The organism is Glutamicibacter sp. AOP12-B1-11, assembly GCF_052379245.1.
Classification (GTDB): domain Bacteria; phylum Actinomycetota; class Actinomycetes; order Actinomycetales; family Micrococcaceae; genus Glutamicibacter.
Map to the genome: position 1 here is coordinate 47,562 of NZ_JBQSYL010000010.1, position 22,753 is coordinate 70,314.

General features: G+C 63.8%; 23 protein-coding genes. 14 read left to right on the plus strand and 9 right to left on the minus strand.

The genetic code is table 11. The features are described from left to right. The first annotated feature begins 104 nt into the window (after positions 1-104). Entirely contained in the window at positions 105-1,160 is a 1,056-nt protein-coding gene (locus tag ACT3UQ_RS07655) for a lipoate--protein ligase family protein (RefSeq protein WP_444636860.1), read from the plus strand. Between the two features lie 11 nt (positions 1,161-1,171). Here ACT3UQ_RS07655 and pepN read toward each other — a convergent pair whose 3' ends face one another. After that, positions 1,172-3,817 carry an aminopeptidase N gene (pepN, locus tag ACT3UQ_RS07660; RefSeq protein WP_444636861.1) on the minus strand — a complete coding sequence of 882 codons (2,646 nt, stop codon included), beginning with the start codon at positions 3,815-3,817 and terminating at the stop codon, positions 1,172-1,174. A 53-nt stretch (positions 3,818-3,870) separates the two neighbouring features. Beyond that, a complete protein-coding gene (locus tag ACT3UQ_RS07665; RefSeq protein WP_444636862.1) occupies positions 3,871-4,605 on the minus strand; it encodes a FadR/GntR family transcriptional regulator in 735 nt (244 codons plus the stop codon). Between the two features lie 132 nt (positions 4,606-4,737). Between ACT3UQ_RS07665 and ACT3UQ_RS07670 the strand changes: the two genes are divergently transcribed. From ACT3UQ_RS07670 to ACT3UQ_RS07700, 7 genes are all read left to right on the plus strand, one after another. Then, on the plus strand, positions 4,738-6,354 hold the full coding sequence (locus tag ACT3UQ_RS07670) for an ABC transporter substrate-binding protein (protein WP_444636863.1): 1,617 nt from the start codon (positions 4,738-4,740) through the stop codon (positions 6,352-6,354). 88 nt (positions 6,355-6,442) lie between these two features. Continuing rightward, positions 6,443-7,399: an ABC transporter permease gene (locus tag ACT3UQ_RS07675; protein ID WP_444636864.1), complete on the plus strand. Its 957-nt coding sequence runs from the start codon at positions 6,443-6,445 to the stop codon at positions 7,397-7,399. A gap of 2 nt (positions 7,400-7,401) precedes the next feature. After that, complete coding sequence (locus ACT3UQ_RS07680; RefSeq protein ID WP_444636865.1) at positions 7,402-9,396, plus strand: dipeptide/oligopeptide/nickel ABC transporter permease/ATP-binding protein; 1,995 nt, start codon at positions 7,402-7,404, stop codon at positions 9,394-9,396. After that, positions 9,393-10,196, plus strand: a complete 804-nt coding sequence (locus tag ACT3UQ_RS07685) for an ABC transporter ATP-binding protein (protein ID WP_105649153.1) — start codon at positions 9,393-9,395, stop codon at positions 10,194-10,196. The genes ACT3UQ_RS07680 and ACT3UQ_RS07685 overlap by 4 nt, the downstream gene beginning before the upstream one ends. Positions 10,197-10,251: 55 nt before the next feature. Continuing rightward, complete coding sequence (locus tag ACT3UQ_RS07690) at positions 10,252-11,199, plus strand: dihydrodipicolinate synthase family protein (RefSeq protein ID WP_105552081.1); 948 nt, start codon at positions 10,252-10,254, stop codon at positions 11,197-11,199. Between the two features lie 2 nt (positions 11,200-11,201). Further along, complete coding sequence (locus tag ACT3UQ_RS07695; protein ID WP_105649152.1) at positions 11,202-12,146, plus strand: ROK family protein; 945 nt, start codon at positions 11,202-11,204, stop codon at positions 12,144-12,146. A 4-nt stretch (positions 12,147-12,150) separates the two neighbouring features. Continuing rightward, positions 12,151-12,837: an N-acetylmannosamine-6-phosphate 2-epimerase gene (locus tag ACT3UQ_RS07700; protein ID WP_105569086.1), complete on the plus strand. Its 687-nt coding sequence runs from the start codon at positions 12,151-12,153 to the stop codon at positions 12,835-12,837. Between the two features lie 202 nt (positions 12,838-13,039). Here ACT3UQ_RS07700 and ACT3UQ_RS07705 read toward each other — a convergent pair whose 3' ends face one another. Together ACT3UQ_RS07705 and ACT3UQ_RS07710 are read right to left on the minus strand one after the other, a co-directional pair. After that, positions 13,040-13,504 (minus strand): NUDIX hydrolase, encoded by a 465-nt coding sequence (locus tag ACT3UQ_RS07705; RefSeq protein WP_444636895.1) that lies wholly within the window; start codon positions 13,502-13,504, stop codon positions 13,040-13,042. 193 nt (positions 13,505-13,697) lie between these two features. After that, entirely contained in the window at positions 13,698-13,907 is a 210-nt protein-coding gene (locus ACT3UQ_RS07710) for a hypothetical protein (protein WP_444636866.1), read from the minus strand. Positions 13,908-13,976: 69 nt separating this feature from the next. Here ACT3UQ_RS07710 and ACT3UQ_RS07715 point away from each other — a divergent pair, with 69 nt between their 5' ends. After that, entirely contained in the window at positions 13,977-14,486 is a 510-nt protein-coding gene (locus ACT3UQ_RS07715) for a hypothetical protein (RefSeq protein ID WP_146113990.1), read from the plus strand. A gap of 97 nt (positions 14,487-14,583) precedes the next feature. On the opposite strand, the gene ACT3UQ_RS07720 is transcribed toward ACT3UQ_RS07715, so the two are convergent. From ACT3UQ_RS07720 to ACT3UQ_RS07730, 3 genes are all read right to left on the minus strand, one after another. Next, on the minus strand, positions 14,584-14,781 hold the full coding sequence (locus ACT3UQ_RS07720; protein ID WP_146113989.1) for a hypothetical protein: 198 nt from the start codon (positions 14,779-14,781) through the stop codon (positions 14,584-14,586). 112 nt (positions 14,782-14,893) lie between these two features. After that, positions 14,894-15,604: a hypothetical protein gene (locus ACT3UQ_RS07725; protein WP_444636867.1), complete on the minus strand. Its 711-nt coding sequence runs from the start codon at positions 15,602-15,604 to the stop codon at positions 14,894-14,896. A 42-nt stretch (positions 15,605-15,646) separates the two neighbouring features. Then, on the minus strand, positions 15,647-15,877 hold the full coding sequence (locus ACT3UQ_RS07730; RefSeq protein WP_444636868.1) for a hypothetical protein: 231 nt from the start codon (positions 15,875-15,877) through the stop codon (positions 15,647-15,649). A gap of 125 nt (positions 15,878-16,002) precedes the next feature. On the opposite strand from ACT3UQ_RS07730, the gene ACT3UQ_RS07735 reads away from it, so the two are divergent. From ACT3UQ_RS07735 to ACT3UQ_RS07745, 3 genes are all read left to right on the plus strand, one after another. Beyond that, on the plus strand, positions 16,003-16,311 hold the full coding sequence (locus ACT3UQ_RS07735) for a type II toxin-antitoxin system Phd/YefM family antitoxin (protein WP_444636869.1): 309 nt from the start codon (positions 16,003-16,005) through the stop codon (positions 16,309-16,311). Beyond that, positions 16,308-16,874, plus strand: coding sequence for a type II toxin-antitoxin system RelE family toxin (locus ACT3UQ_RS07740; RefSeq protein WP_444636870.1), 567 nt, complete (start codon positions 16,308-16,310; stop codon positions 16,872-16,874). Before ACT3UQ_RS07735 ends, ACT3UQ_RS07740 begins: the two co-directional genes overlap by 4 nt. Before the next feature lie 486 nt (positions 16,875-17,360). After that, positions 17,361-18,389, plus strand: a complete 1,029-nt coding sequence (locus ACT3UQ_RS07745) for a DUF1648 domain-containing protein (protein ID WP_105649147.1) — start codon at positions 17,361-17,363, stop codon at positions 18,387-18,389. A 120-nt stretch (positions 18,390-18,509) separates the two neighbouring features. Here ACT3UQ_RS07745 and ACT3UQ_RS07750 read toward each other — a convergent pair whose 3' ends face one another. Next, positions 18,510-19,466: a GlxA family transcriptional regulator gene (locus ACT3UQ_RS07750; protein WP_105649146.1), complete on the minus strand. Its 957-nt coding sequence runs from the start codon at positions 19,464-19,466 to the stop codon at positions 18,510-18,512. Here ACT3UQ_RS07750 and ACT3UQ_RS07755 point away from each other — a divergent pair. Together ACT3UQ_RS07755 and ACT3UQ_RS07760 are read left to right on the plus strand one after the other, a co-directional pair. Then, positions 19,459-20,142, plus strand: a complete 684-nt coding sequence (locus tag ACT3UQ_RS07755; RefSeq protein ID WP_444636871.1) for an isochorismatase family protein — start codon at positions 19,459-19,461, stop codon at positions 20,140-20,142. The two genes, ACT3UQ_RS07750 and ACT3UQ_RS07755, sit on opposite strands and share 8 nt — an antisense overlap. Positions 20,143-20,239: 97 nt before the next feature. Then, entirely contained in the window at positions 20,240-20,680 is a 441-nt protein-coding gene (locus tag ACT3UQ_RS07760) for a VOC family protein (RefSeq protein WP_181150321.1), read from the plus strand. A gap of 51 nt (positions 20,681-20,731) precedes the next feature. Here the strand turns inward: ACT3UQ_RS07760 and ACT3UQ_RS07765 are convergent, their stop codons facing one another. Then, on the minus strand, positions 20,732-22,741 hold the full coding sequence (locus ACT3UQ_RS07765) for an acyl-CoA dehydrogenase family protein (protein WP_444636872.1): 2,010 nt from the start codon (positions 22,739-22,741) through the stop codon (positions 20,732-20,734). Positions 22,742-22,753: the final 12 nt, after the last annotated feature.

Here is a 22,753-nt window from a genome sequence, read left to right on the forward strand (position 1 = left end):
CCGCTGAACAGCCGCGGTGATCGCCGCCGGCAAGGAGCAATTAGTCACCCCTCGCGCCCTTTGCGCTTTAACTCCCCGCCAACCTCAGACGATAGAATCGTCCCATGAAGCATCATGGCGAATACAAGGTAGTCGGCGGCAAATTAGTCGTCGTAGATCTCGAAAGCAGCAACGGGGTGATCGCCAATGCTTCGGTGAATGGCGACTTCTTCCTGGAACCGGACGAAGCCCTCGAAGACCTCAATACGGCTCTCGACGGGCTGCCCACCGAAGCCAGCCACGGCACCATCCGCGACGCGATCAACGCGAATCTGCGCGAAGGCGCGGTGCTGTTCGGCTTCGACGCCGATGCGGTGGCCCGTGCGGTACGCCGGAGCCTGGGCCACGCGACCAAATGGGAGGACCACCAGTGGGAAATCCTCGGCCCGCAGATCATCCCGGTAGCCGAACAGGTGGCACTGGATGAGGTGCTCACCCGGCAAATCGCCGCCGGGGAACGCAAACCCACCATCCGCTTCTGGGATTGGGACGAATCCGCGGTGGTTATCGGTTCCTTCCAGTCCCTAAAGAACGAGGTGGACATGGAACAGGCCAAGCACCACGGCATCAAGGTGGTCCGCCGCATATCCGGCGGCGGCGCGATGTTCATGGAGGCTGGCAACTGCATCACCTATTCGCTGTACGCCCCGGACTCCCTGGTCGATGGGATGAGCTTCGCAGACTCCTACCCGTTTCTCGACGACTGGGTAATGCAGGCCCTGGAATCAGTGGGCATCAAGGCGTACTACAAGCCGCTCAACGACATTGCCACGCCCAGCGGGAAGATCGGCGGCGCGGCGCAAAAACGCCTGGCCAACGGCGCGCTGCTGCACCACGTGACGATGAGCTATGACATCGATGCGCAGAAGATGGTCCAGGTGCTGCGCATCGGCCGCGAAAAGATCTCCGACAAGGGCATCACCTCGGCGGTCAAGCGCGTGGATCCGCTCAAGTCGCAAACCAGCCAGGACCGCTCCCAGCTCATCACCACGATGATGGACACCTTCGCCAAGCGCACCGGCGCCACCCGGGCGCAGCTCGATGCGCAGACGCGAAAGGCCGCCCAGGACCTGGCCGAATCGAAATTCGACACCGAGGCCTGGACGGCTCGCGTTCCGTAAAGCCGGGTAATCTAGCGGCTGATCCGACTGAAGGACTGCGCCTGCAGGCTGCGCTGAAGCTCCGCACGTTCCTCGATGAGGATGCGTTGCAGGGCGGCCGGCGCCGACTGGTTGGCCTCGAGCCAGGCGTTGGCCGCAAGCAGTGTCGGGTTCTGCGCAGGGTCGCCGGTCAGATCCTGGATGCCCGGATAGAGCCCCTCGATCACCCGCGTGGCGAATTCCATGCTCATCGTTTCGAAGACCGGCAGGATGGCCGCCCAGTAGCGCCGCTGGCAGTCGGCCAGGAGGCTGGGAGATCCCATGGCGAAACCTTGGGCGATCGCCGAGAGCGCGTCGTTGGACAGCGAACCGTTGTCGTCGTGGCCCATCAGCACCGTGTCGAAAGCGGCTTCCTTGACCGCGGCATCCGGGCGGGCGGCCAGGGCGGTGCGCACCGAGTTCTGCGCGACGCTGGTCGGGTTGGCCTTCGCCGCCTCATGCATCCGCTCCTGGGCGGCGGAGTCCAACCGGCCGGAGGCCGCGAGGGCAATATAGCTGGCCCAGCGCAGCTGCTCGTCGACGGTGACTCGATAGGGATTCGGTTCCTCGGCGAGGAAGGAATCGATGATCTCCGGCGCCACTCCGGAGCGCGCCAGACGGGCCAGCATGCGCGCGGTGGTGGTTTGCTGGTCGCTGCCGGAAGCGAAATCCGTGAGCCAACCGGTGAGCACCCGAGCCGCCTGCTCGCGCAGTGCCGCGCGAAGTTCCGGGGCGACATACTTGGAGATCGAGGTGGCCAGCTGGTCCAGCAGCACCGAGAACACCCCCGAGTCCTCGATGGTGTGGGCGTGCTCCAAAATCGCCGCCACATAGCTTTGCGCATCGAGTTTTCCCTGGCGGACCGCATCCCAGAGCGAGGCCCAGCAGGTGGCACGCGGCAAGGAATCGCGCAGCGCGCCCAGGTGCTCCAGCAGGGTCTGCAGCGAGCGCTGGTCGAATTCGATCAACGCGTAGGTTTCATCCCCGTCGTTGGGCAGCAACAGGTCCGGGGCGCGCTGGCCAACCAGGAAATCCAAGTCGACGCTGGCTCCCAGAAGTTCCACGCGTTGGGATTCGCTGCGCTCCAAGATGCCGGCGCGCAGCGTGTAGGCGGCCACGCTCAGCACGTGGGGGCGGATGATCGGCTCGCCGCTGATCGGGTCGGTCCCGCGCTGCTCCAATTGCGCGGCGGTGATCAGGCCCGATTCGTCCACCGTGTAGTGCGCCGCGAGCTTCGGCACCCCGCTGGTCTTCAGCCAGGCATCGGCCCAACCGCGCATATCGCGCCCGCTGGCCTTTTCCAGGGCCTGCAGGAAGTCTTCCAGCGTGGTGTTGGCGTACGCGTGCTCGCGGAAGTAGGCGCGCGCCGCATCGCGGAACGCCTCCGCGCCGACGAAGGCGGCCAGCTGCTTGAGCACGGACGCGCCCTTGGCGTAGGTGATGCCGTCGAAGTTCTGGTCTGCGGCCAGCAGATCCGGAATATCCGCCACGATCGGGTGGGTGCTAGGCATCTGGTCCGCCACATAGGCCCAGGCCTTGCGGCGGGCCGCGAAGGTGGTCCAGGCGGTGGTGAAGTCGGTGGCCTCGTCATTGGCCAGCGTGCCGATGTAGTCCGCGAAGGACTCCTTGAGCCACAGATCATCCCACCATCTCATGGTGACCAGGTCGCCGAACCACATATGCGCCATCTCGTGCATCAGGGTGTTGGCGCGTTGCTCGTGCTGGGCCTCGGTGGCCTGCGAGGTAAAGACATAGCGTTCGGTGAAGGTCACCAGTCCGGGGTTTTCCATGGCGCCGAGGTTGTATTCGGGGACGAAGGCCGAATCGTATTTGCCCCAGGGGTAGGGGAAGTCGAAGAGTTCGTGGAAGTAATCCAGGCCCTGGCTGGTCAGCTTCAGGATCTCTTCGCCGTCGAAGTGCTCGGCCAGCGAGGCCCGGCAGGTGGCCGCCATCTCGATGTTCAGCTCTTCGCCGTCGGCCAATTTCTGCAGGTGCGTTCCGCGCACGACGTGGTAGGGGCCGGCGAGCACCGCGGTGATGTAGCTGGAGATCGGCGCGGTCGGCGCGCAGGAAACGGTCTTGCTGCCGTCGCCGTTGTTGACCTCGTCGAGGATCTGCTGGTTGCTGGCCAGATGCCAGCCTTCCGGGCCGGTGAGCGTGAAGCGGTAGCTGGTCTTCAGATCCGGCTGCTCGAAGCAGGCGAAGACGCGCCGCGCCTCGGAGGGCTCGAACTGCGTGTAGAGGTAGGTCTGCCCATCTTGCGGATCCACGAAGCGGTGCAAGCCCTCGCCGGAGCGGGAATAGCTCGAGCGTCCGGCGATCCGCACGGTGTTCGGTGCGTCGGTGCGCAATCCGCGCAGATAGATGCGGGCGTCGAGCACCGCATCGGCCACCGGGATTTCGGACCCGTTGAGCACAATGCTCTGGATCGACTCGTGTATGTAGTCGATGAAGGTTTCGGGGGAGGCCGAGGTGAAGTTCAGCGTCGTCACCGCGGCGAAGGACGTTTCCGCTCCGGCGGTGGCATTGCTCAGATCAAGCTCGACTTCTGCGAAGTGCCAACTGATGTTGGCGGCGCGCCAAGCTGCCTCGTCGCGTCGCAGGTTCTCATTGGGTGCATAGCGTTCTAATGTGTCCACCCTTACAGCTTAGCTGTGAAATAAATGTTTGATAATGCCTCAGGGGATGGCAGTTATTTCGCCGCGGCGTGCATTCGGGCTAGCAGTTGGCGAATTCCCTGGAAATGCTCGGCCAGCAGCAGGCGGGCCTGCTCGATGTCCTTGGCGCGAACCGCCTCGAGAATCGCGCGGTGGGCCGCCGCGGTCTCCAGCAGCGCCGGCTTATCCGGCTCGGCCTGTCCGATCACGTCGTGGATCGAATGGTAGACCTCCCAGAACACGCCAAGCAGATTGCTGAGCAGGGTGTTATTCAGCGGCTCGAAGAGGATTCGATGGAAGTCCCGGTCCGCGTCGGTGAACATGTCGCCATCGACCGCCGATTGCTCCATGCTCACCACGCTGGCCTCCAGCGCAAGCAGATGCTCCTCGGTCACCGCGCGGATGGCCTGGTCGATCAGCCCGGTCTCCAGGGCCTGGCGCACATCGACCAGCTCTCCGGCCTCGTGGCCGCGGTGGCGCAGCGACATCTGCCCGCGGAAGGAGAGCGAATCGTGCAGCGCGCTGAGCGTATTCTCCGCGACGAACATGCCAAAACCGTGCCGGGTGTCGATGATGCCCAGCGCCTGGAGCACCTTCACCGCTTCGCGCAGCGAATTGCGCCCCACGCCCAGCTCGGCCATCAAATCCTGTTCGGTGGGCAACGGGTCTCCGGGAAGCAGATTCCGTTCCAGGATCAACGCGGTGATATCGGAGGTCAGCGCCCGCAGGCGTGACTTTGCATCGGTGCGGCGTGGCCCGTTAGTTGTCATGAACTTCTCCAATTTTCCAATTCGCGGTTGTGAGCTAGTTGACCACCGCTAGTGATTACCATTACAGTCTAGGCTATAGATCGGACATCCTACGTCCGATGAACTGACTTTATTTCCTTGGAGGTGGCATCGATGGCACTTAACGAAGTGGCAAGTAAGCCCTATGCTCGTCGAGACTTTTTGAAGATTACCGGCATGGTCGGCGCGGCCGCTGCATTCTCCGCCAGCCTCGCCGCTTGCTCATCGGGCAGCAGCGCCGAAGGATCCGGCGGATCCGGGTCAGCTGCCGCCGCAGGCCTGCTCACCGCCGGCATTTCCTATGCCCTGTCCACCGGGTTTGACCCGATGACCTCCTCGGGGGCCACGCCCTACGCGGCGAACATGCACATTTTCGAAGGCCTGGTCGATCTGCACCCGGCCACCCGCGAACCGTATCTGGCGCTGGCCGCCGCCCAGCCGGTCCAGGTCGACGACACCACCTGGGAAGTGGCGCTGCGCAAGGACGCGACCTTCCACGATGACAAGCCGGTCACCGTCGAGGATGTGGTGTACTCCTTCGAACGCGTGCTGGACACCAAGAATGCCTCGCTGTTCGCGCAGTTCATCCCGTTCATCAAGTCGGTCAAGGCCAAGGATGCGAACACCGTTTCCTTCACCCTGAACTACGCCTTCCCGCTGTTCCCCACCCGGATCTCGGTGGTCAAGGTCGTCCCGAAGGCCATCGCCTCCAAGGACCAGCTGGCCTTCGACGCCACCCCGATCGGCTCGGGCCCGTACAAGTTCGTTTCCGCCACCAAGGACGACAAGATCGAATTCGCCAAGCACGCGGGCTACAACGGCAGCCAGGTGGCCACGGCCGAAAAGATGACCTGGTTCCTGCTCTCCGATGCGGCTGCCCGGGTGACCGCCATGGAATCGGGCCGCGTCCAGGCCATCGAAGACGTGCCCTACCTGGATATGGAGCGCCTGAAGGCAAAGGCCAGCGTGGAATCGGTGCAGTCCTTCGGCCTGCTCTTCTTGATGTTCAACTGCGCCGAGAAACCCTTCGACGATGCCAAGGTCCGCCAGGCCCTGCACTACGGGCTGGACACCGAATCCATCATCCAGACCGCGCTGCTGGGCAATGCCAAGGCCGCGACCTCCTATGTGCAGGACACCCACCCGGAGTACCTCAAGGCGGACACCGTCTACAACTACGATCCGGCCAAGGCCGAAGCGTTGCTGAAGGAAGCCGGAGTGGGCAACCTGAGCTTCGAGCTGAAGACCACCGACACCTCCTGGGTGAAGGACATCGCCCCGCTGATCCTCGAATCCTGGAACAAGATCCCGGGCGTCTCGGTGACCATGCAGAACCTGCAGTCCGGTGCCCTGTACGCAGACAATGTGGACTCCGGGAAGTTCACCGTGGTCGCCGCCCCGGGCGACCCATCGGTGTTCGGCAACGATCTGGACCTGCTGCTGTCCTGGTTCTACCGCGGGGATGTCTGGCCTAAGTCCCGCTTCCGCTGGAGCGGAACCAAGGAATACAAGGACCTGCAGACGCTGCTCGACCAGGCGGTCAAGGCCGAAGATGCGTCCAAGGCCAAGGAAGCGTGGGGCAAGGCCATCAACCTGATCGCCGCCGAGGTGCCGCTCTACCCGGTGCTGCACCGCCAGCTGCCCACCGCCTGGAACCCCGATGCGGTCGAGGGCTTCGCGCCGCTGCCGACCACCGGGGTGTCCTTCGTCGGCGTATCGCCTAAGGCCTAGCCGCACCGCCTGGCCGGGCACCGCCTTCGCGGGCGGAGCCCGGCCGGAGACGAGCCACATTCACTTCCCAACCCAACGGAGTCCTTGCGTGGGAAATTTCCTCAACCTGCTGCTACGCCGCCTCGCGGCACTGCCCGTGATGATTCTGGGCATCTCGCTGCTGGTCTTCATCATCCTCAAACTCGCCCCCGGCGACGAGGCAACCAGCGCCCTGGGCGAAGGTGCCTCGGCGGCCGCCAAGGAAGCCTACCGGGAAGAACGCGGACTCAACGATCCGATCTTCATCCAGTACTTCGCCTTCCTCGCCCGGCTGATCCGGCTGGACTTCGGCAACACCACGCCGCCCGCCCAGTCGGTGAGCACCATGATCCAGGGCGCCTTCCCGCTGACCTTGCAGCTGACCTTCCTCGGGGTGGTCATCGCCGTGGTGATCTCGCTGGTCTTCGGTGTGCTCGGCGCGCTCTACCGCGACAAGTGGCCGGACCAGCTGGTGCGCATCTTCTCCATCGCCGCGATCGCCACCCCATCCTTCTGGCTGGGCATCCTGCTCATCCAGTGGTTCGCCCTGGGCGCGAACCCGCTCTTCCCCTCCGGCGGCGCCGCCCCGGCTGGCGGCGGCTTCGGCTCCTGGCTGAGCCATATGGCCCTGCCCGCGCTGGCCCTGGCCATCCCGGTCTCCGCCTCGCTGACCCGCGTGGTGCGCACCTCCATGGTCGAGGAGCTGGACCGCGACTACGTGCGCACCGCCATCGGCAACGGCGTGCCCCGCAACGAGGTGGTCAGCCGCAACGTGCTGCGCAACGCACTGGTCACCCCGGTGACCGTGCTGGGGCTGCGCATCGGCTACCTGCTCGGCGGCGCGGTGGTCATCGAAATGATCTTCTCGCTGCCCGGCATGGGACAGCTGATCATGAACGGCATCACCAATCAGGACACGAACCTGGTCCAGGGCGTGGTGCTGACCATCGCGATGACCTTCGTGCTGGTGAACATCGCCGTCGACCTGTTGTACCTGCTGATCAACCCACGTATTAGGACGGTGTAGCGATGACCATCATGGCCCCACGCAACAATCTGGTGCAACGCCTCAGCGCGGGCGGCAGCCGCTTCCGCGCGCTGACCCTAGGCTCCAAGATCTCCTTGGCTTTCCTGGTCCTGGTGGGCCTGCTCGCGCTGCTGGCCCCGGTGCTCGCCCCGCACGATCCGCTAGCCACCGGCACCCCGGCCCAAGCCCCGGGGGCCGAACACCTCTTCGGCACCGACCGCCTGGGCCGCGATATCCTCTCCCGGCTGCTGCACGGCGCGCAGGCCTCGCTGCTGGTGGGCCTCGGCTCGGTGGCGCTGGCCCTGGTGCTCGGCGGGCTGCTCGGCGCCCTGGCCGCCACCAGCAGCAAGTGGGCCAACGAGACGATCATGCGCATCATGGACATGCTGATGGCCTTCCCGGGCATCGCCCTGGCCGCCGCGCTGCTGGCCTCGCTGGGCAACTCGCTGCCGGTGATCATCCTGTCGATCGCGATCATCTACACCCCGCAGATCGCCCGCGTGGTCCGCGCCAACGTGCTCGCCCAATGGGGCGAGGACTATGTGCGCGCCGAACGCGTGATCGGCGCCGGACGCTTCTTCATCCTCGGCACCCACGTGCTGCGCAACTGCGCCGCCCCGGTGATGGTCTTCGCCACCGTGATGGTCGCCGACGCGATCATCCTCGAAGCCTCGCTCTCCTTCCTCGGCGCGGGCATCCAGGACCCGGCCCCGAGCTGGGGCAATGTGATCTCCTACGGCCGCACCCTGGTGCTCAACGGCGCCTGGTGGGCCACCACCTTCGCCGGCCTGACCATCCTGCTCACCGTGCTGGCGCTGAATATCCTGGCCGAGGGCATGACCGACGCGCTGGTCAACGTGAAGGGCGCGGGCAAGCCGCGCGCCAAGAGCGCAGAGCGCTCGGCCGTGGCCAAGGCGGCCACCGACGAGCACGCCCACGAACGGCTGCGCCGCGAACTGGACCTGCTGGCGCGCACCGAATCCCAGCGCACCGACCGGCTCGTCTTGGATGAGGCGGATCCGCGCACCATCCTGGAGGTCAAGAACCTCTCGATCCGCTTCCCGGACCGCTACGGGGATACGCAGATCGTGCAGGACGTGTCCTTCACCGTGCGCGAAGGCGAAACCATGGCGCTGGTCGGCGAGTCCGGCTGCGGCAAGTCGATCACCTCGCTGGCGATCATGGGCCTGCTCGGCCCCGGCGCGCAGCTGTCCGGATCGATCAGCTTCGAAGGCAGGGAACTGCTGCCGGCCACCGCCGACGGCGGCACGCTGGCCGGGGACGACAAGGTCTACAAGGGATTGCGCGGCGAGTCGATCGCGATGGTCTACCAAGACGCGCTCTCCAGCCTGAACCCCTCGATGCTCATCGGCGAGCAGCTGCGCCAGCTCACCCGCCGCGGCGGGCGCAAGAGCCCCGAAGAGCTGCTGGCGCTGGTGAAACTGGATCCGCGGCGCACCATGCGCTCCTACCCGCATGAGCTCTCCGGCGGGCAGCGCCAACGCGTGCTGATCGCCATGGCCCTCTCGCGCCGCCCGAAACTGGTGGTCTGCGACGAGCCGACCACCGCGCTGGACGTCACCGTGCAGAAGCAGGTGGTGGACCTGCTCAACGAGCTGCGCGAGCAGCTCGGCTTTGCGATGGTCTTCGTCAGCCACGACCTGGCCCTGGTGGCCTCGCTGGCCCACCGGGTCACCGTGATGTACGCCGGGCAGGTGATCGAGGCCGGCCCGATCCGCGCGGTGCTGGCCAACCCGCAGCACGAATACACCCGCGGCCTGCTCGGCGCGGTGCTCTCCATCGAATCGCAGGCCGAGCGCCTGCATCAGATTCCGGGCACCGTGCCCAGCCCGTACGACTTCGTGCCCGGGGACCGCTTCGCCGAACGCAGTCAGCGTGCCGACGCGGACCCGCACCGGGCCACCAGCTTCGTGCCGGTCGCCGAGAATCCCGAACACCGCTGGGCCAGCCACGAGAATGCAGGAGTTAACCGATGAGCACCGACAACGCACCTGTGATCGAGCTGCGCGGCATCCACGTGCACCACAAGATCCGCGGCGGCAAGCTGTTCTCCCCGCGGCTGATCAAAGCGGTCAACGGGGTGGACTTCTCCGTGGCCCGGGGCGAAACCGTGGGCATCGTCGGCGAATCGGGCTGCGGCAAGTCAACCCTCGCCTCGGTGCTGGTCGGCCTGCAGGAACCCACCGGCGGGCAGGTGCTCTTCGCCGGAAAGCCGGTGGGCAAGCGCAACGCCGCCGGGCGCAAGGCATTCGGCCGGGCCGTCGGGGTGGTCTTCCAGGACCCGGCCACCGCGCTGAACCCGCGCATGAGCATTATGGACACGCTCACCGACCCGTTGCGCGTGCACGGCATCGGCAACGCCGCCTCGCGCACCGCCCGCGCCCTGGAGCTGCTCTCCGTGGTCGGCTTGCCGGCCTCGGCCGCCACCGCCCTGCCCAGCCAGGTCTCCGGCGGGCAGCGCCAGCGCGTGGCCATCGCCCGGGCGCTGGCCCTGGAGCCGGAGGTGATCGTCGCGGACGAGCCCACCAGCGCGCTGGACGTCTCGGTCCGCGCCCAGGTGCTCAACCTGCTCACCGACCTGAAGGCGCAGCTGAACCTCGGCATGGTGTTCATCTCCCACGATATCCAGACCGTGCGCTACGTTTCGGACCGCATCTGCGTGATGAACTCCGGCGAGCTGGTCGAGGAAGGCACCGCCGCACAGGTTTTCGACGCGCCGACCAACGAATACACCCGCACCCTGCTGGGCGCAGCTCCCTCGCTGCTCCAGCTCTAGGCACCCACAATTTCAGGGCCCGAAGAATTGGGCCCCAAGCAGAAGGATCAGTTACGTGGCATTTGTTAATAACCCGAAGTACAGCGGCGTCATCCCACCGGTAGTCACCCCGCGCTCGGCCGACGGCCAGCTCGACATCCCATCCCTGCAGCGCGTGGTCGAGCACCTGATCGCCGGGGGAGTCTCCGGGCTGTTCGTGCTCGGTTCCTCGGGCGAGGTGCCCTACCTGTCCAACGCCGAACGCGAGCAGGTGATGCGCGCCATCGTGGCCGCCAACTCCGGACGCGTGCCGATCCTGGCCGGCGCCAGCGAGCAGACCACCGTGCGCACCATCGAGGAAGGGGCGCGGTTGCTGGCCCTCGGCGCCGACGCGCTGGTGGTCACCACCCCCTTCTACGCGTTGAGCAATGCCGCGGAGATCGAGGCGCACTTCCGCGGGATCAAGGCCGCGCTGAACGTGGACATCTTCGCCTACGACGTGCCGGTGCGCACCCATCACAAGCTGCCGCTGGAGGTGGCAATCCGCCTGGCCAACGACGGGGTAATCGTGGGCGTGAAGGATTCCTCGGGAGATGACGTGTCCTTCCGCCAGCTGCTGCTGGCCACCCGCGAGATCGAAGGCTTCTCGGTCTTCACCGGCCACGAGGTCGTCGTGGACGGCGCGCTGCTCGGCGGCGCCCACGGCGTCGTGCCGGGACTGGGCAACGTGGACCCGGCCGGCTACCGCCGCCTGTTCGAGTTGGCAGTGGCCGGCGACTGGGCCGGAGCCGCCGCCGAGCAGGACCGCCTCGCGGCCCTGTTCAACATCGTCTACACCCCGGATTCGGCCCGTGTTTCCGGCGGAGCCGCAGGCTTGGGCGCCTTCAAGACCGCGCTGGTCGAGCTCGGCGTGATCGCGGCGAACACCATGAGCGTGCCGATGGAAGCGCTGAACGCGCAGGAGGCCACCGCCATCCGCACCATCCTGAATGAAACCGGACTGCTCACCGCGGCGGCCAGCTAAGCATGAGCGAACTCCGCTTCGGCGCCGGCGCGGTGCTCGCCCTGGATGTGGGCGGCACCAAAATCGCCGGCGCCGTGCTGGATTCCCGCCGGCAGATCATCGCCACCGGCCAGGTGCCTACCCCCGCGAGCGCTGGAGCGCCGGCGGTGCTCGACGCGATGGCCGGGCTCGTGGCGCAGCTGCGCGGGAAGGCGAGCGAGGAAATTCTGGGCCTCGGCCTGGGCGCGGCCGGAGTCATCGACCCGGCGAACGCGCAGGTCGCCTCCGCCACCGATACCATCGCGGGGTGGGCTGGAACGGATTTGCGCACCGAGCTGCTGGCCCGCACCGGGCTGCCGGTCCGCGCGGTCAACGACGTGCACGCCCACGGGCTTGGCGAGGCCCGCGCTGGCGCCGGACGCGCGGCGAAGCAGGTCTTGCTGTTCGCGGTCGGCACCGGCATCGGCGGAGCGCACCTGGTCAACGGTCAATTGCTCTCCGGCGCGCACCATGTCGCAGGGCATATGGGGCACGTCGACTCGCCGCTGGCGGCCGGGCTGCCCTGCTCCTGCGGCCGCACCGGACATGTCGAAGCCATCGCCTCGGGTCCGGCAATCCACCGCCACTACCTCCGCCTCGGCGGAGATGAAGGCGTCTTGGACACCCGCGAGCTGACGGCTCGCGCGGGACAAGGCGATGAGCTCGCCCGCCGTGCGCTGCAGACCGGGGCCCTGGCCGCCGGCATGGCGCTGGCCTCGCTGGGCAACGTGCTGGATCCGGAGCTGATCATCGTCTCCGGCGGGATGGCTGGCGCCGGAGACCTTTGGTGGCAGGCGCTGCGTGCCGGCTATGCCGCCTCGGCCATCGACCCGCTGGCGCACACCGCAATTGTGCCCGCCCAACTGGGCAACGACGCAGCATTTTACGGGGCGGCCAGCTTATTCTGGCCGGCCAACGAGAGGAAGTAGCGACATGCTGCTCAGCAAGTCACAGCAAGAAGCCCTGCGCGGAGGTTTGATCGTCTCGGCGCAGGCCTATCCGGGCGAACCCATGCGCAACCCGCAGACCATGGCGCAGGTCGCCGCGTCCGCGGTGATCGGTGGGGCGGCCGCCGTCCGCGTGCAGGGAATCGCGGATATCCAATTCACCCGTGCGGCGGTCGAGGTGCCGGTAATCGGCTTATTCAAGGATGGCCATGAGGGCGTGTTCATCACCCCGACGATCCACCATGCCGTGGCCGTGGCCCAGGCCGGTGCGCACATCGTGGCGCTGGACGGCACACGCCGCGAACGCCCCGATGGCAAGTCCCTGAAACAAACCATCACCGCGGTGCACGAACAAACCGGTGCACTGGTGATGGCCGACTGCGGGTCGCTCGACGACGCGTTGGAGGCCGCCGCGGCCGGCGCCGATCTGATCGGCACCACACTGGCCGGGTACACCGGCGAACGCGCCAAAACCGAGGGCCCGGACTTGGAGCTCCTCGCCTCGATTGCCTCCGCGGGGCTCGACCGGCCGCTGGTCGCCGAGGGACGCATCCACACCCCGGCGCAAGCCCGTGCCGCGCTGGATGCCGGAGCATTCTGCGTCGTGGTCGGTACCGCGATCACCCACCCGGCGAGCATCACCGGATGGTTCGACGCGGCGCTGCGCGCATAACAGGACAGCCTTCCGGCCAAGGACCTTTCGGAGCCAGAGAACTAGCCCTATCGCCGCGGCGAAGCGCGCGTAATCCTTGGACCGGAGGGCACGCGCACATCCGCGTGCCGCCTCGGAGACCGAGGCGCAACTTCGACGATAGATATTGAGGCATTCCACTCCCATGGAGGTGCCCAACCCTTGGCGGCGGATCCAGCGTAAATTACTGCGCCATGAGGGAGTTGGCGGCAATTATGGCCGGAAGGTCGTTGCCCAGCCGCTCTAGGATGTAGCGCTCGTGCGGAACAACTTTGCCAGGCAGCTCGCAAAGGTCGAACCAAGTAAGCGCCGAGGTTTTGTGCGGCTCCATAATCTGAGGCACACCCGTCCACGTGGTGCATTCGAAGAAGAAATCGATTCGACCACCGGCGGTTTCGTTGCTGGACTGCGGCCGGTGGACGGTGGTGAGCGGCTTGAGCTGCATGGCATCCAGCTCGATCCCGAGTTCCTCACGCGTCTCACGAACCGCAGCTTGGATGGCCGACTCACCCGCTTCGACATGACCTGCGGCAGCAGTTGACCAGTAGCCGTCTAGATAGCCCGTGCCCTGCCTGCGCTGCAGAAGAACTCTATTCCTATCGCGAACGATTACGTAGCTTACTGGTGTGAGCGCATTCCTATAATTAATGTGAAATCACTGCCTCTGCGTGTTTAGTTCGTTGGCCACGGGCCTAACTAGCCGAAGGGGAGACGCTGGCAAACTTCGAGCAATTAAGTGTCCGCGTGGAGAATTTGGTTCACTCACCAATCGCGAGATTACCTGCCACTTCATGGCTACTACGTAAGCGCTGAGCGTACTCATGATTCAACTAATTGAACAGCTAATTTGCCAGCCTCGTGAAGAGCCCGAGTGCAAATACGACCGTGAAGAACAGCGCGATCCAGAATGCGATGATGGCCCAGTTTCTAAAAAACTTGTCCTCCTTGGAATGAGTTCGCTTCCGGTCCTGGCGTTCCCCGAGGTAAGTCCCAATAAATACCAGCGTCAAAAATAATGAAATAAGTGTTGGCGCTAGCATGGTCTTTCTCATTCCGGTAGGCTAAAAGGTGTTGCTGCTGATCTTAGCAGGACGATCACTCGATGCCGATGGGAGGTGAAAATGACTAAAAGCCTAGTGGATACCGACAAATCTCATATCGCATGCCCTGCTGGAACTCGATTTTTATTCATTCTCGCCCCTAGTTTGTCTATCGCTTTGACGCTGCTGGCCTATTGGCTGGCCAGCCCGTGGATTCCGGACCATGTGGCAATTCATGTCGGACCGGACGGGGTTGGCTACGGATCAGCATTGCGCATGTTCGTGACCTGTTGCATCATCGCGACGGTGGCATTCATCGTTGGAGGTGTCACCGCGAGGGGATTCTTCGTGTCTGGACACTGGTATCAGATTGAAAAATCGATCGTCGTGTGCACGGAATCATTCGCCTATGCAGTGCTTGGTGTTGGGCTTGGGTCAGTTATGAGCACCATTGGACAAGAACCCAATGGTTCCAACGCCCAGAGTGCGGGTATCGGACTATTGTCGTTTGTGCTCGTTTTTATCGTCTTTGCCACCGTATACGTCCTAGCGCTTCCAAAAGGGCGCCTTGAAGAGCTCGACACCGCATAACTCACAACAGTTCTCGCGCACGCTCGTGAATGCGCTGAGGCGCGTTGCTTAGCGGCCTGTGGCTGTGCTTCAGGCAGGACAACTTCAGTCAAGTTGCTTACTCTCGTTGATGCTTGGGCAGGTGGATGACCGGTGGGGCAATATCTCGGACTATTCCGGTCGCTGGGGGTGCCAGGGATCGGTAGGTCCGTCCGTCTCCGGTGTCCATCACGATGGAGTGCGGCAGGCACGGATCGACTTTTTCATACCATCCCGGCAGTTCCTTCGCCTTGTCGCACCGGATTGGGTGTCTCATAAATTGTGTGTTTTCGGGCTATTTTCGGAGTAATGGCCCTGTTGCGTCATGTCAATACCTCCGGGAACTCTGATGCGTTGCGTCAGGTGAAAACGTCCGGGAAACAGGTTTCTCATCGTGAGGCCTTTCTCGCCTGCCGGGCCGAGGACCCGGACTTAGATATCGACAATCGCTCCAGGCTGCCGGTCAACCCAAAGATCTGCTGCGACAACGCCATGACCCGTATCTTCTTGAACTGCCCGTTCATCCGAATCACCGGCATCTTCTTCACTTCCGGATGCGCTACCGCACGCTGGTGAGCAGTCGCCGGCCGGTCATGCACCTTGATGACCTTGGCCCCTTTGCGAGTCTTGTGCAGCAGCTTCTGCTGCGGCAGAAGATAGTTCGTGAACACCCGGTCCAGCTCCCAAATCTGATTCAGCAATACCAGCTCTTCGGGACTGTCGTAGCGCTGGTGACCCGCGAGCTCACGAACCCGAGACCAGTTCTTCTGTTCCACGTGCGCCCCGTCGTTCTTGTTCCCTGACCGGGACCGGGTGAAGCAGAATTCGCCTTGGCTGTTGCCGCCTTCATGGCCCACCAAATCGATCTCGACAAATCCGGGTACCGCGTCATCCCATTCGGCCCACGTGCGAATGGGAATTTGGGACTTGAGGAGCGAGCCAGGCTTGGTATGGGACCTGCCATGAAGGATCATCTTCCGGCGTTCGTTAGCCAGGCGCCGGTCGATGGTTGACGCGCTCATCTTGATCAGCAGAGCGGCTTGATCGTCAGTGACGTCCAGGGCTTTCTCGGCGCGCAGCATCGGCACCAGAGGCGGCATGGAAGCCGTCAGCAGTTTCGACGCTGGGCCACGCAGGACGGCCTAGCACAGGATCAGGCCGGGTTGCAGGTCGGCCGGGTAGGTCGGTTTCCTGCCTGCTTTGATGATCCGTGGTTTGGCGGGCTTCAGTGCTTCTCGCAGGGCGCAGCGGGCGTAGTCGCGGTGCCAGCCGGTGATTTCGACCAGTTCATCCAGGATCCGTGTTTTCCCGGCTTTAGCGCCGAGCCGGTAGCTGTTCGCGAGTTGCTTGGTGACTTGTTTGCGTGCGCTCATTGTCAGTCCCATGCTGCTGAACAGATACCCGCAGAGTCCGAGAAGCAAGAGGTATTTTGCCGGAGGTTTATTACGAGTCAACGCGCCCACTAGAAAATCTAGGTAGAAATCTATATAGTTTTCATATGACTACTTTGAGTATCACCGAAGCATCACGCGCGGGACTTTCTGCGCTTGTCGCCGCCGCCGAAGAAGGCCGGGATACCTCTTTGTCGCGCCATGGCAAGGTTGTGGCCGAAGTCGTTTCCGCCAAGGAAATCGCTCAGCTGCGCCATGACCGTGACACCCTCCGCGATGCTGCGCTGGTGATGGCACGCTTTGCCACCGATAGCGGCGTACGCACGACTCTTGACCAAGCGATGGAATTCTTTGATTTGAACCGCGCAGAGCTTGAGGCGGAAAATGCCGAAGAAGGCCAGTCTGATAATTCGTGAAGCAGCCTCAAGAGCGCCTGTGCATCGTCCGGCTAACTGAAGGCGCAGTATCTGATTTGTACCGTCTTCACAACAAGGATCCGCAGATCGTGCGATCCGTGTTCAAGAAGATGCTGCTGCTCGAAAAATCTCCTGAGGCTGGCGAGCCTTTGCTCGGTGCGCTAGTCGGTTTCCGCAAGTTGGTCGTTGGCGATCGCGACTGGAGAATCGTATGGCGCATTACCGAAGACGCATCCGGCCGCCCAATTCTTGATATTTCTGAGGTCTGGGCTGTTGGCGCCCGTTCGGATGGCGAAGTTTACGATGAGCTCACCTCACGGGTCGCACGCATGGGCGATGACCCGAAGATCCAATCGCTCAAAGACGTCATTGTCCAGATGGGACGGCTCTACGAATCCGTTGAAGCCACACCTGAACCCGCACGGGGATCTGTCCTGCCCGAGTGGATGGAAGCTGCGCTCATAGAACAACTTCATCTGTCGGCACAAGAGATTTCAGGACTGAGCGAACAGCAAGCCCAGCAAAGACTCATGCAGCATTGGTCCCGTAACGCTGACAGCTAACCCATCCGCCGGCACCGCCGAGCTCAACGGCAACCGCTTGGTTCCGTATGGCAGCTTAGCCAAGAAGAAGAGGGGCAACTTTCCGCTGGAGCGTAGGGGGTAATTAAAGCCTTCCGATCTTCGAGACAGGGGAGCGTGCAGGCGCCAAGCCTATGGCGCAGGAAGGGATGCCGCGGAATTTGATGCCGGCGCTGAAGAAGCGTTTGCTCTCGGCAAAAGATCGCATCCGGATTTGCTGAAGCAAGCATCGCCGAGTTGGAGCGGATTGCCATCAAGGAATTAAATGCCGGATTCGATTCATCCTGGAGCGAGCGTTATGACTTTGGGAGCTACGAGCGGATCCCTTGCCGCGTTACTTTCGGCACTCGTCTTGAAGTCCTTCCAGTGCTCGACATGGGATCCGTAGATTATTGTAAGACTCCTATTTCACTTGGTAATGTTCATTCTAATGAATGGGCTTTAGGGTCTGGTAGGCGAAAGGGCGCCGTGGCGGAACAGAAGAAGACGTACAGCAGAAATTGGGCTATCGGAAGCATCGTCGGGTTGCTGGTCTTGGCGCTGAGTGCTTGCGGGTGGATGTACAGCGTGCAAAGCCGATTACCTGCAAAGCTTGCGGTTCATTGGAACGGCAGGGGGGAGGTTGACGAGTTTGCCACGCTCGCCAACGTGGCCATATCGACCGTGCTGCTGACGGTGTTTGTTGGCGTTGCCATATGCTGGTCGGCGATTTTGCTGCGTGCGCATTCGCTCATGCTTGCACGCATCGGACTGGGCTTCGGCGTAGCCTTGAGTTCCATGGTTGCCGGCCTGTTCCTCGCCCTCGTAGCCGGCCAAATCGATCGCGTGACCGCAGAACATGCTGCGTTTTCCAGTTCGGTGATTGCCGGAGCCATTGTCGTTTCCGTCCTGGCAGGATTTGCAACCGCTATGGCCTACCGTCCCGAGGAGATCGTGCGCGAGCAAAGCGTGGAAGCTGTTCGGGCCGATGAACTAGCCAATGATCCGGATTCCTCGGCATCAAGAACCCAGGAGGAGCGCGCTGCGCACCGCGCAGTCCACGAAATCCCGTTGCGGGTGACGCCGCTGCGCTATCTGCTGGTGGCGTTTGCGCTGCTGGCGGTGCTTGTCGGCTGGTATATGGATCAGTTTTACATCGTCTTTTCCTCGATTGTCGCGGGAGCCATCTGCTGGATCTTTTTCGCCGGGACCTTTGTGGTTGATTCGGCGGGAACCCGGTTCGTGGCCTCCGGCTTTTGGAAGGTTATGAAGCTGGACTATGCCGGCATCAAAGGCGTTCATATCAAAGACATCAAGGCGTTGGACTACGGAGGCTGGGGATACCGGTCGGATATTTCGGATAGGGGGTTCATCACCGGCGATGGTCCCGCGGTGCTGATCGATATGGGCTACCACCAGCAGCACGTCATCTCCATGCCCGACGTCAAATCTGCAATCGAAACCGCCGCGCTGATCAATGCCTACCGGGCGCTGGAAGCGGCGAAGAGCAGCAACTAGGCGGGCCCTGGACTATTTCAAAAGCTCTTGCAGAGCGTCACGCTGCTCGCGTTGCGCAGAATTGCTGCTGGAATGTCTCGATTTTCCGCGGGCAGGCCGGTGGTAGCCAGGGGCTCCATTTTAGCCCCGCAGCTGGAAAGCCTTGCGGTATTCCGCCGGGGCCACTCCCTTGATCGCCCGGAATCTCTGGCGGAAGGAGACGGGTGTCGCATAGCCGACCGCCCGTGCGATCTCGGCAATGGAGTTGGTGCTGTCCTCAAGCAATTGGCTGGCCTCATCGACGCGCCACCGCATCACCCATTGCTGCGGTGTGGTTCCCGTTTCCGCAGCGAAGCGTCGTAGAAAGGTCCGTTCGGACATGCAGGCGCGCCTGGCATAGTCAGCGGCGGTTCGGGATTGGCTTGGATCTTCTTGCAGCAGGCTGCGCACGGCGTGAAGTGCCTGCCCATCGGCATCCTTGAGGGCTACCGGAGTGCGGACGAATTGTGCCTGCCCTCCGGCGCGGTGCGGTGCCATCACCATGGAACGAGAAACCGTTGTGGCGATCTTTCCGCCGCACAACTGGCGGATCAAGTGGATGCTCAAATCGATGCCCGCGGCGACGCCGGCCGATGTCCAGACGCGACTGCCGCCGACGAAGAGCGCCGAGGGGTCCACCTCGACTTGCGGAAATCGTTGGGCGAATTCATCGGCCAAGGCCCAGTGCGTGGTTGCGCTCTGTCCATCCAACAGGCCGGTCTCCGCCAAGACGAAGGCGCCCGAGCAGAGCGAAGCGACGGTTGCCCCGCGTTGGTGCGCTTCGCTGATGGTTCGCAGGTATTTGGCATCTGGAATGCTGCGGGCGTTGCCTAACCCGGGGATCAGCAACACGTCCGCGTGTGCTGCCCACTCGAGGGATCCATTCGCGGCGCAGGTAGCCCCGTCGGTCAGCTCTACGAGCCCCGATTCAGCGGAGCATCGACGAAGCTCCAGATCCAAGGGCGGCGACGAGATTCGTTCGGTTGCCCAGGTCTCGGAGACGATGGCGACGTCAAAAAGTCTAGATCCTGGCATGAGCAAAAGGGCTACGGTGAGCATCACCCAATTATATGGCGGTAAATCATCGAACAGTGTCAAAACTGCCGCTCACGGTATGCGCCTTTCCGGCGGCAAAGTAGTAACCATGAATGAAATCATCATCGACCAATCCGCGCCATCGGCACATCCTGCACTGGTAATGATCGACGTGCAACAAACTTTCGACTGCGCCGAGCACTGGGGGAGGCGAAACAACCCCGAGGCCGAAACGAATATGCAAAGGCTGCTCGCCTGCTGGCAAGAGCGCGGTTTGCCGATCGTCATCGTCACCCACACTTCCAAGCTCATCGGTTCAACGTTCCACCCGCAGCACGCAACGTCGAAGCTGAAGCCGTTCCTGGCACATGTCGTTCCGAGCGTCAGGATCACTAAAACCGTGAATTCTTCGTTCTACGGCACCCCGGATCTGGCAAGTTGGCTCACCGGGCAGAACATCAGCCGCATCGTCCTGTGCGGCATTCAAACCAATATGTGCGTGGAGACCACGGCGCGGATGGCCGGAAACCTGGGCTTCAACACGCAGGTGGCCATCGATGCCTGCCATACCTTCGATCTCGCAGGTGACGACGGCTTGAAGATTAGCGCCGAACAGCTCACGCAGGTGAGCGCCACCAACTTATCGGGCGGCGGGTTCGCCTCGGTCGAGTCGACCGCGTCGATCATCGGGCGGCTATGACTTCTGCTCAGCAGAAAACCTGAGCAGCTGTGGTGCCCGGCCCCGGGCGGGCGTAGCATGTGGACTTGCGCCATACGAAACCCGAAGGGAATGCGCCATGCCACGGATCAAGAAGTTCGACCATGTGGGAATCACCGTCGCCGATCTGGATGCGGTGACCAAATTCTTTGTGAGCCTGGGGATGCACGTCGCCGGGCGCGTGGACGGGATGGAGGGCGAGTTTCTGGAAACCGTCTGCGGAATCCCCGGATCGCGCACCAATGTGGTGATGCTGCTGGCCGAGGACGGTGCCACGGGGATCGAGCTGTCCAGCTTCGAGCGGCCCGACCACGGGCCCGGGCAGCCGGAGGCGATGGCCAACGAACTGGGCATCCGCAACGTCGCCTTTGAGGTGGAGGACCTGCGCGGCATGGTCGCCGGGCTGCAGGCCGAGGGCTATGAGCTGGTCGGCGGCATCGGCGAGTACCAGGACAGCTGGCAGATGGCCTACGTGCGCGGGCCCGAGGGGATCCTGGTTGCGCTCGCGCAGCCAATTTAAATGAAGCAGGCCCGCCGGCGGAGCAATCCGCCGGCGGGCCTGCTTGAGCAGCTAGGCCTTGGCCTTCTTCAGCGATTTCTCGCTGACCGGGGCCTGATCGCTGGCGCGCAGCTTGGCGAAGTACGCCATCGCCTCATCCTGGCGTTCGGCTTCGATGCCGCTGGAGATCTCCGCGCGCAGGTGCTCCTGGGTGTAGCCGAAGGCGTCGACCAGCTCCTGGGCGTGCGGGCGCAGGCGGGCGAGCAGCCGGTTGATGTAGCCCGGCAGGGTGCGTGCGCGCTGCATGGACAGCCGGCCGTGCCCCAGGAACCAGCCCAGATCGTCTTCGATCACGCTCAGCGCGAAGACGTCGCGCAGCCAGGTGAGCACCTCGCGGGTCGGCTCGTCGGAGATCTTCTCCAGCGCGGCGGTGAACGCCTCCCAGCGCAGCAGCTCGCCGTGCGCGCGGGCGGCGGCGATGAGCAGCTCCTGGTTCTCGTTGAAGGCGTTGGCGGCCTTGAGCTTGTCCTTGCCGGCGGCGCGCAGCGCGGTGGCCACCTCGGCCACCTTCGCATTGATCCGGTCGGTGAGCAGTTCGCGCTGGTTCTCCGGATCCTTGAAGAAGTTCGCGCTCTTGCGCTCATCGGAGATGTCCACGAAGGCCTGGCCGACGCTGCGCAGCCCCGAGCGGTGCAGCGCGGTGGTGCCCACCTGCTTGGCCACGTAGCGGGCCATCGCCCCGGTATCGAGCTTGCGGAATTCCGCGGCGTAGTCGGTGAGCAGGCGCTTGCCCACCAGCTGCAGCAGCACGTTGTTATCGCCCTCGAAGGTCACGTAGACGTCCAGGTCCGCGCGCAGCTGGGTGAAGCGGTTCTTGGCGATGAAGCCGGCGCCGCCGCAGGCCTCGCGGGCCTCCTGGATGGTGTCCAGCGCATCCCAGGTGCTCAGCGACTTGAGCGCCGCGGCGAGGGTTTCCAGGTCCTGGCGGTCCTCGTCGGTGTCCTCGCGGCCGGAGAAGACCGCGTCGAATTTGTCCAGCAGCTCATCGTGGGCGAAGCTGGCCGCGTAGGTGCGTGCCAACCGGGGCAGCAGCCGGCGCTGGTGGCGCTGGTAGTCCAGCAGCGTGGTCTCCTCGGTGTCCGAGACGCTGTTGAACTGGCGGCGCTGGTTGCCGTAGGTCACCGCGATCTGCAGGGCCATCTTTGCCGCGCCGGTGGCCGCGCCGTCCAGCGAGACGCGGCCCTGGACCAGGGTGCCGAGCATCGTGAAGAAGCGCCGGCCCGGGGAGGAGATCGGGGAGCTGTAGCTGCCGTCGGCGGCGACATCGCCGTAGCGGTTGAGCAGGTTGCCGCGCGGGATGCGCACCTGGCTGAAGTGCAGCCGGCCGTTGTCGATGCCGTTCAGCCCGCCCTTGAGCCCGTCGTCCTCGCCGCCGATGCCGTCCAGGAACTCGCCGTTGGCGTCGCGGATCGGCACGTAGAAGCAGTGCACCCCGTGGTTGACGCCGTTGGTGATCAACTGGGCGAACACGGTGGCGGCGGTGCCGTGCAGCGCGGCGTTGCCCAAAAATTCCTTCCAGGCCGCGGCGAAGGGGGTGTGGATGATGAATTCTTCGCTGTCCGGATCATAGGTGGCGGTGGTGGCCACCGCGGCGACATCCGAGCCGTGGCCGATCTCGGTCATCGCGAAGGCGCCGGGAACCTGGAGGTTCATCGCGCCGGGCAGCCACTTGGCGTGGTGCTCGGCGGTGCCCAGGTGCAGGATGGCGCCGGCGAACAACCCCCACTGCACCCCGGCCTTGATCTGCAGCGAGGGGTCCGCGGCGACGAGTTCCTCGAAGGCGGCGATGGATCCGCCGTGGTCATCCTGCCCACCGAATTCCTTTGGGAAGGCGCGCTGCACGGCCTGCTGCTCGACGAGGATCTTCAGCTGGCCGAGCACCTGCTCGCGGTGCTCATCCATGGACCAGGCGGGGTCGCGCTGCAGCTTCGGGTCCGCGGCGCGGGCCCGGGAGGCCTTGCGGATCTCGGCGTAGGGGCCGAGCAGCTGTTCGGCGAGGGCTTGGACATTGATGCTGGTCATAAGTGGGGCCTT